Here is a 10445-nt window from a genome sequence, read left to right on the forward strand (position 1 = left end):
TACCTGTTGTGAGTCCTGTATCAGCATCAAACACTTCCCAATCTACTGTAGTAGCTAAAGTAGTGACAGTAAAGGTTACTGTACCGTTAGTATCTCCAAAACAATCTGCAGGATCTGTACTATCAATCACCACATCAAATCCTGGGGGATCTACTACTGGAACAGCTTCAAAATATCTACAGCCCGATGCGGTATCAATAATCTCAAAGACATAAGGAGTACCATAATCTAAACCTGTAAATTCATGTCTGGTCTCATTCAAAAAAGCATTTGGAAGCGGAGCAGGAACTCCTCCCAACTCTCCATTTAAAGCTTCATATGGTGGTATTGTTGATATCGGAGGGGTAGTTCTAAATTCATTAATCAAAAATGGACCCTCTCCTCCTGTTACTGTGATCTGATATGTCGCGCCAGAAGAACAATCTGTTGGAACTGGAGTAACATCAAAATTCAAATCAAAAGGAGGTTGTGTCACAACAAATGGACCTATACGATTACTACAACCATCAGAAGCTATAATATCGATGAAATAAGTGCCTGGATCAAGAAGATCAAATGTCGGTCCAACTCCTACCAATAAATTTTGTGGATTAGTCGTTGTTCGTGTATTTTGAGTGCCAGCAATGAATATGCCGCTAAGAGGAGGAGATTCTACACCATCTAGCAAGACATAAGTATAATCAGTTACTCCTACAGAACCTCCCGTAGCAGGGTTCAATTCAATGGTTCCTGTAGTAATAGTAGAACAATCTATATTTGTAATGGCATCAATTGTAGCCGTTATTTCTGGTGACTCTGTTATCGTAACTGGGATATTAGCACTAACACATTCTTTTGAATCTCTGATTTCAAAAACATAATTCCCAGCAGCTAAACCTGTAAAGGTAAGATCCGGCCCAAATACTCCTGCAGGTAGCGGTAAGATCATTCTTGCCTCAAAAGGACCTTCGCCTGCTGTTGGGGTAATGGTAACAGCTCCTGTAGATTCACCAAAACAAAGTACGGGAACAGTAGCTGTAGTAGCAGTTGGGGTAACCGTAGGATTAACGATGATATCTGCTGAAGTAGCTATACAACCAAGACCATCTGTTACTCTAATCTGATACGTTCCAGCTGTGTTTACTGATGCAGGAGAAGTTACTCCCGTCTGTGCATCAGGTCCTAGAACATCAAAAGTATAAGTAGTATCTCCTCCTGTAGCTGTAAATGTTATCGTGGCATCTGGAGTCGCCGAACAATCTAAATCTTTAGTCAAGTTAGCAATAATAGTCAACTCTGGATTAATCGTAAAATTAACCGTATTAGATGAACAGGTACTTCCCGTATTCGTGACTGTAACCGTATGAGCACCAGGTGCCAAATTAGGTATCTCAAAAGTATTCGCAGGTGCTGGACCTGGCAAGAAAGCAACAGCTAAAGGACCGCCGCCATCTAAACTATACGTAAATGGACCAACTGGTGCCGGAACGCCTAACGTAATGGCAATCCACTGCGTCGCAGGATCTGCAGGGGTATAACATGCATCTCCTCCAGTTGCTAAAGCAATGCTAGGTACAACTGTAACCGGAACAATTACAGGCTGACTAACCTCACATGCTAATAAAGGATCACTATCGTCTCTTACAAAAACAGTATAAGTCGCTGGTGCCAAACCACTAAATACATTACTTGATTGATATGCGGTAATCGCAGGAAGAGTCCCTGCAGCATTTCGTAATTCATATTCATAGCCGCCTCGGCCGCCAACGGCATTAACCGTAATGGTTCCCGTTGGATTACCACAGTCTGCATCATCTACAACAGGAGTAAAACTTAAAGCAACCAAAGGCTCTGTAATATCAACAGTAGTACTCGTAGAACAATTTACTGATGGTGCAGAAAGACTAGTATCTGTTACTGTAATGGTATACGTACCAGCTGAAAGTGAACCAATAGTAACAGGAGTTACTCCTGCTCCTGCTCCTGGTGCAACAACCGTAGGACCTGTAACTGTATATGTATATGAAGCACTATTACCAACAGTGAAAGATAAAATACCGTCGCTCGCCCCAACACAATTTACAGGTTTATCCTGAGTAGCACTCGTAATCTGTATTTCTGGAATAGCAACTCCAGTAAAATTACCCGTATTTATACATTGGGTATCACTTCTTCTTGCCCTAACTGTATATGATACTCCATTAGTAAAGGTATAATTTGTCGCTACATTAAAAGCTACACTACCTGTACCAGCTGCTCCACTAGCAGGGTCTGGAGTAACCTCAAACTCATAAAAAGCAGCGCCAGGAAGAGGAAATGATGAAGCCGAAAGAACAACATCAACCGTTTGACTTGAACAATCCTGATCTCCAGGTGTAATCGTAACACTGTCAACCTCTAATAAAGGATCTATAACTATTGGGAAACTCTCAACACAACTATCCGTAGGTGGAGTAACCTGATTTCTTATATAAATCGTATACGAACCTGCTGCCGCAAAATCAACCTCAAAAGGAAGCGCAGCAACTGCAACAAAACCACTAGTTGGACTTAAACTCCACTCATACGTACCTGAACCTCCAGTAATCGCGGTAACCTGAGCCTGAGCGCCAGGAGTAGCTGTACAACTTAATAAACGGAAATCGTCATTAATCGTAGCTGTGATACCCGCCGGGAAAGTAAAAGTTACATCTGGAGTAACTACAAAATTACAGCCAAATTGATCTTCCACGGTAACCGTATGAGATACTGTTGGATCTACGCTATTAAATCTCTCGGTTGTATTAAAATTTGGCCCAATTCTAACTTCAGTTCCAGTACCTTCATCCAAAATATAAGTAAATGGGCCTTCTGCAAGACCCGCTGTAATGGTAACATCAATTGCTCCTAAACTACCGCTGCAATCTGGATTAATCGGTGTAGCAGTTGCAGTAATCGCTTCATATGGTGTTACATCAACACTACCAGCACTAATTATACAACCACCAACCAAATCACCCACATAAACAGGATAATTTCCTGCTGCTGTGGCTCTAAATTGATATGTTGTTCCTGTTAAAGGTTCTAATACAGTACCTAAAAAGTCCATCCTATCATTAAATTCAAAACTACCAGACCCTCCAGTCACTGTAACCTCATAAATTGCTATAAATAAATCATCATCAAAATCAGGAAGAGTTATATCTGGTTGATATGCTGGATTACATTTTAGATCACTTACAAGTCTAACCGTAGCAGAAAATGCAGCTGCCGGGGTTACAACTCTTGTAAATGTTTCAGAACAACTACCATCAGCAGACAATACCTGTACCTCATATGTATCAGGTACTAAACCAATAAATGTATGGCTAGGAGTCGTAGTTGGGCCTTCAGAATCTGTAAAAGCTGTTGTTGTACTATTAATGGTATATGTATAATTAATCTTAGAATCTGTTACTGTAATCGAAATTTCTCCTCTACCATCCGGACATGTCGGAGATGTAACGGTAACCACTTCATTCGCATCCAATTCATCTAAAAATTCAGTATCCTGAAATACACAAGCTGTAGGCAAACCTCCTCTTTGTCGAGCATTCACAGTGTAATTACCAATCTCTGTTAAACCAGCAAATTCTGGAGAGTTTTGATACGTTGTTGTTGCTCCACTTGGAGCTATCAATTGATATTCGTATTGAATTGAAGAGTTATTAACACTTAATGTTCCTGGAGTACCACATATTATCTCTCGAATAACTATTAAGTTTGGTTTAAAATTATTTTTAAAGGCATTAAAATAAAAAGGCACGGTACACCCTCTATCAAAAGTAGCTCGAATTCTATACTCACCTGCCTCTGTAAGGGTATAACCGCTAACATCAGTACTAACCTCTACCCATTCACCATCACAAGCTCCAGAATCAATAATAGGAGTTGGACAATTTGGATCTCTCGTTACTGTAGGACAAGCCGAAGGATCCAATCGTTCCCAAACTACAGTTGTACCTGCGGCAAAACTCAATGGTATATCTAATGTGGTACCCGCGCCACATAAGAATATCTCTGGTAGTGATTCTCCTGTAATAGGACAAGTTCGTATATTACCGTTTACCACCGGGTTTGATCCTAATCCAGCGACTACATCAAATATAGGATTCGTAACTGTTGTGAAGCTATCAACTACAAAAGTGAGTTGAGAATCAAGACATCCCGGTGCTCCTGTTTCTAAAACAGTATACGTTCCAGGAAGAGTAACTGTTATACTTTGGGTATTTGGAAATGTTACCGATGGGTCATCTACATAGGTCCATGTATAGTTAGCAAAACCATCACCGGCAGTAAGCACTAAAGAGCCCGTACAAAAGAAAGATGGGATACTTTCTGTAAAACAAATACCATCATTAATCAAAACATTAGATGAACCTTCTATATCAAATCGACAAGCATCTAGTTCCAAAATACTTTCCTCGCCAGTTCGAGTAATTCCAGAATCAACTCCTGTATAGGTAGAGATGGCTATGTTATTAATCTGATTGGAACATGCATCTCGTAAATCAGCACAGGTAGCGACAACTCGAACTCCAAAACGAACAGTATGTAAACCTCCTCCTCGAACAACAAGGTCATCAGTAATTGTAATATCTATTTGTCTGCTTGTAGGATCTGGAGTTGCAACAATTCCCGGGTTACTAGTAGTAATAGTTCCTACTGTAAAATCAACATTATCCGGAAGTACATCCCGAATACTGGCAGCAGTAATATCTTCATTACCATTGTTTTCAATTGTCAATTCATAAAACAACTGATCTCCAAAATTTACTGGGTCACCTGTAATATCAGTTCCGGTAATATCAAACACTCTCTTAGTAACCGTAAGTTTTGGTTCTATAACTTCAATACTAAATGCATTAACAAATACACTATAACTATCTCCACTAGTCGTTGTTCTAAAACGTGCTGAAGTTTGGTCGTTACCAATCAACTCATTACCAAAATTAGGAATATCAAAAACATCGATTTCCAGACCTAATGTGTTTTGCGAAGCTGGAGTTCTATCCAAATTATGATTTCCATCAATAGAAATTGTACTATTAAAAAAATTAGTAGAAGTATTCTCTGGAAGAGCAAACATCGATCTCCATCCAATAGCGACTGGATTAGGGTCAGAAAACAATTGTAATTGATCGCCCACTATACTAAAATCCCCCTCTAAAGTAGAAAGACCATATCTTGCATTTACAGGATTAGGAGCAGGAAGGGTTCTAAAATCATCATATAAAAATTCCACATCTGGAGATCCTCCTCCTCCAATTTGTTTAAACCCAAACCGAGAACTCAATAATTTTGTAGGTAAAGTAGTATCTTCATAAATAATCACTAAAACCCACCCTCCAGAAACTCCATTTCTAGAAGGTCCTATAGTAGACCTAATATTTCCAACAAAGTATTCTCCATCAGCAGCATCAAGATCTGGTATAAGATCTGTTACCTCGGCGTAACAAACATAAGGCACATCTTTTACTGCTATATTACTTGAATTGGTGGCTGTGTTTCTCCAACCATCAAATAGAACACCACTTGTTCCGGTGAAAACCCCATCACTTACCGAAATATCAATATAATCGGCACTTCCAGGAGGCTTGAACTTTACATCACGAAAATTACCTGGCAACCCATCTTCTATAGCTCTATTATCTGTAACCGGAAGACCGCTATAAACCGCATCATTATCAGTTTGCTTTCTGGTATAATATGTAGCTGTCCAATACAATCCAGCATACACGACTCTTGAACATACACCTCCTGTGTTTACAACAGCGGAACTCGAACTAAACGTACTTGGATCACTATCTATATCAATGTATCCAAACGAATTTCCATTATTATTACTGGTTCCGTTATATGGTAAGTTAGGGTTTCTGGGAGTAGTAGTTCCTGGTATTCTTGATAATCCAGATATGGCATTCCCAACCATTATAAAATCACCTCGGATTGTAAAATCTGTATTGGGAACTTCACGCATATTTACATTTCCAATTACCTGAGAATGTAAATCATTAATACCAAAAATTAAAAATAGAAAAAATACCTTAACTGAAAGTAGTTTTAGATTCATGTGGGGTTATATTTATACTGTTTCTTTTCAAATAGAAACATATTGACAAAATTTTTGCTTTACTTCTTTAAAACAAAACGTTAATCCCAATAAATACCCTACTCTTAACTACTAACAAATTATAGTTCTCTTCAAGCTATTTTAACATTTTCATTTTATTAAAAACCTAATTACTGGGGTAGTTAATAATTAGGTTTCTAATTTATTATCTTAAATTATATTAATTTATGTTTTTATTATTCAATATAAATGAACTTAATATGTACATCCACATTTACTCTGTCTACATCCAAAATCAAACCCTAAAGTAATCATATGAGATCCGGCTGCAGTAGTAGGTTCTAATACCTCATTTACATTAACCTGGTATCCGTATGCAACGTAAAAATTAGCTTTTTTAATTCCTAGCATAGGAGATACAGAAAGAGGTTTAAAATCCTGATCTACTAAAGATCTAACACTCACTCCCACCCAGTAATAATCTCCTCTATGCAGTTTACGAACTTTCAAATTAAGATCGGTAGTAGAACGACCATCTCCAGAAAAGTTTTGATACAAAACAGAAGGTTCTATCTCGATATCGCTAAATCTATGATAAAAGGTATACCCAGAATATAGATAATAATTTTGTATCTGCGAAGGTTCTGTTGGATTGAAATCATCGATCTCTTTCTGTAACAAATTAACTGCATTCGCACTCAAAAAGAACCTCCCTATACGATATAACAATCCAATGTCAAAGTTAGAATCGTTAACTGATATATCTGCTAAACCTGGATTAAATGGGTTATCAGGATTTCCGTTATTGAACTCAGAAGTATCAATACCAAACTGAGTAAACTTATAACTAATACCAAATGAAAGATATTGGTTGTTATATTCACTTAATGTTAAATGGTGGGCAAAAGATAATTGAACTCCTTTTTGTGTCGTAAATCCATTTTGATCATTGAAAAGAATTGCTCCTACTCCAGAACGATCAGATATCCTACCATCTATGGATAGGGATTGTGTTCCGGGAGAATCTTCAATACTCACCCATTGCTCAAAACCAGAAGCTCTGATCTGCCAACAATCTCCAATACCCGCATACGCAGAGGATATCAAATATGGGTTATCTGCGATGTACTGGTTTTGAACAGGAGCCGAAAACTCCTGGGCAAAAATGCAATAACTTGCAAATAGACTAAATATTACAATATACTTCTTCATCTAACATTAAAAATTACAGATCGTTAACTTTTTTCTCTTTCTATTTCCTTTGGTTCTATCCATATGGTCTTATAACTCACTTACCTTCTATATATTATCTATATAGTGTAAAGTGACCCGTAAACTCTCTATTGTCTACATCGTTCAAGATGATAGTGTACCAATAATCACCAGATGGAAGCATCTTCCCTTGATACGTTCCAGACCATCCTTGTTGATCTCCTTTAAACTCTTTTAACATACGACCGTATCTATCAAATATGGTTACTTCCATGTTTTCAAAGAAGAATGGGTCATCTATATTAGGAGTAATTTGTCTAGGGTACCAAAAACGTTCTTCTATAGAAGTATTTGGATTATTTGGTGTAAAGTAATTTGGAATACGAATATTGATATATGTCAAATTCACAACTACACGCACTTCACAACCATCTGCATCTACAACTCTTAAAACATAATCCGCAGTCTCACGAATTACAAAGATATTTCCATCTAACTCAGTAAAGTCGGAAGGTTCTAATTCCTCTAAAGTTGTTCCTTCATCTAACATAGTGAAAGAGAACGCGTAGAATGGATCGTTTTCAAATTGTCTTCCTCCAGATGCCAAAATTCTATATTCATTAGGATCCTGAGGGTTATTGGTCATCTCAGCAACAGGTATCGCTAATGGTGTATACTCAATAATCTCTATCGTTCCGATAGTTCTTGTACATAATTGAGATTCCATCACACCTTCATACTCTCCAGGAGCTACTTCAAAAGTTCCTGTCAAATTCGAGTTACTAGGAGGGTTAGGTGTACCATTTATACCATTTAAGGTATAAATAATATCTAATCCTTCTGACTCGGCAATGATATTAAAGTCAATAAAGTATTGCTCTTCACTAGTCATAACAGGATTCATTGGATCGGTATAATCATAGATAGGACATACTAATCTTGGCTCTAACGTTGCGTCAAGGTTAACCCCAGGCACAATATCAATAGCCACTGCACCCTGGCAATTAGGATTGTTCTGCGAATCTCTAATAAACACAGTACTCACTCCTCCAGGAAGATTATCAACAAATAACGCGGTTGGATCTGGTACTGGTAGATATGTTACTCCATCAATACTCCAGAAATACACCGGACTTGCAGGTGGAACTGGTTGTAAACCTCCGGTAATAGATATCGTCGCTGTACCGTTCATATCTCCAGCACATTCTTCGGGTGTTTGTGCAGTTACAGTACCTAGAATCGGATCTGGCTCGATAATTAAAATATCTATAACTTCTCTTGGACATCCATTATTATCTTCTACCTCTACTCTATATGTATCTGCTGGTAAATCTGTAAATGTATGTTCTCCTATTGGTAATTCAGAATCATCTTCTATAAAGGTAAATACAGCATCTCCAGCACTATTATATAATGAGAAGAAATATTGAGGAGAAGTACCTCCTACAGCTGTTACTCGTATCGTACCATCAGTTTCTCCATTACACGAAATAGGCGTTTCAAAAGCTTCTACTATAAACTCATCAGGTTGAATAATTGTAAACGGTCGAACAACATCAACACAATCTCCACTAGTTACCGTATAAGTATACGTTCCTGCAAGTAAGTCTCCAAAGAAACTTGTCGTCTGCGTATCAGTAGCTGTAGGTCCTGGTAAGTTTACAGGATTCCCTAAATAATCCGTACCATTAACTCTATATCCATAATTACCTAATCCTCCTGTTGCCACAGCATCTACAGAACCTGTTGGCTCTCCAAAACAAACAATATTAAAATTGTTCATATCTAATGTAGCATCCAATGGATCAGGATCTCTTACCTGAATTCTTGTCGAAGCTGGAGATTCACATAAGTTACTATCACGAACATAGAAATCATAATCACCTTCTGGTAAATTAAGGAAAGTATCGCTAGCTTGGTATACAATTGGAGATACTGCACCTGTAGTTGCATCAGTAAAAATATAACCATACGTATATCCTCCTGGAACTCCGCCTCCACCTGTAACTAATATATTATTTGGATTAGCTGTTAAACAGCTTATTCCCGTTGGAGTTACATCAACTGTAACTGCAGGTGGGGCAGTAATCACTACAGGATTTTGAATTGCCTCACAAGCCAAGTTATCAGAAACCGTAACAATATAGTTTCCTGGTTTTAAATCAGGCCACTGGAATGTGTCTGTTCCATTATTTACTGCGGCAGACACTGATCCGTCTGGGAATGTCAAAGAGAAGAAGTATGTACCTACTCCTTGACCACCTGTAGCAGTAGCACTAATTACTCCGTCTTCACTATCTGCACAATCTAATGTGATTGCCGCAATAGGATTAAGTCCAAGTGGTACTGGGGGTTGAATATTAATCGTATCTGTTTGCTCGCACCCTCTGGCATCTCTAACTCTTACTACATAGTCTATTCCTGCAGGAGCAACTCCTCCATCCAAAGCAAAGGCTCCAAACCTAGGATCAGTACCAAAGGCTACTAATATACCCCCTACAGCATCTTCTAACTGATACTCAAAGGCTCCTGTACCTCCACCAGCAACTGCTTCTATAGTAGCATCGTCTCCAGGGTTACAAGTCTCGTCTTTTATTTGATTTGCTGTTACCGTAATCACTGGTGGTTGTGTAATTGCTACTACATTAGATGTAGCATTACAGAATGGAGTGTTTGTTGCTGTAACCACAACTGTTATGTCTCCCGCTAGTAATCCTGGGATATTTAACCCTATAGCTGGATCCGTAGTAGTATTACCACTTCCAGAAACCGTAGTCACAGGTGCTGTACTACTATTGGTAGCAACATATGTATATGGACCTGTGTATCCAGTAACAATTAGGTTAACTGAACCATCTGGTGGACTCGTATTAAAACATGTAATATCATTTCCTAAGGTTATCGCAGCCTCTATTGTATCAAATTGAGCAATAGGATAAGCTGGAGTATCTATAGTACATGTAGTCGTCTGATCTAAAATCTGGAATACATAATTACCAACACTTGGTAATGTAAATACTGCTCTGGTTTCTATCTCTGGTGTACCTACATCATCTAATGTTCCTGCAGCTACAACTATTGGTGGTGCAGGTAAAATACCAGTTCCACTTAGGGCTGTAAAGGTAAATGGACCTGTTCCTCCTGTAATCGATACAATCACAGT

At 38.3% G+C, this 10445-nt stretch carries 3 protein-coding genes; all 3 read right to left on the minus strand.

Annotated elements, in window-relative coordinates; genetic code table 11:
- Positions 1 to 6070, minus strand: a 6070-nt coding sequence (locus FOF46_RS29355) for a DUF11 domain-containing protein (protein WP_143919003.1), incomplete at its 3' end; no start/stop codon positions are given.
- A 255-nt stretch (positions 6071 to 6325) separates the two neighbouring features.
- Positions 6326 to 7282 (minus strand): PorP/SprF family type IX secretion system membrane protein, encoded by a 957-nt coding sequence (locus FOF46_RS29360; protein ID WP_109436231.1) that lies wholly within the window; start codon positions 7280 to 7282, stop codon positions 6326 to 6328.
- 94 nt (positions 7283 to 7376) lie between these two features.
- Positions 7377 to 10445 (minus strand): T9SS type B sorting domain-containing protein (locus FOF46_RS29365; RefSeq protein ID WP_143919004.1); only part of this gene is annotated, 3069 nt, incomplete at its 5' end.

The organism is Aquimarina algiphila, assembly GCF_007489275.1.
Classification (GTDB): domain Bacteria; phylum Bacteroidota; class Bacteroidia; order Flavobacteriales; family Flavobacteriaceae; genus Aquimarina; species Aquimarina algiphila.

Excerpts from the sequence above, each read along its gene's own strand:
- FOF46_RS29360 (WP_109436231.1), bottom strand. The coding sequence starts at position 7,282 with ATGAAGAAGTATATTGTAATATTTAGTCTATTTGCAAGTTATTGCATT.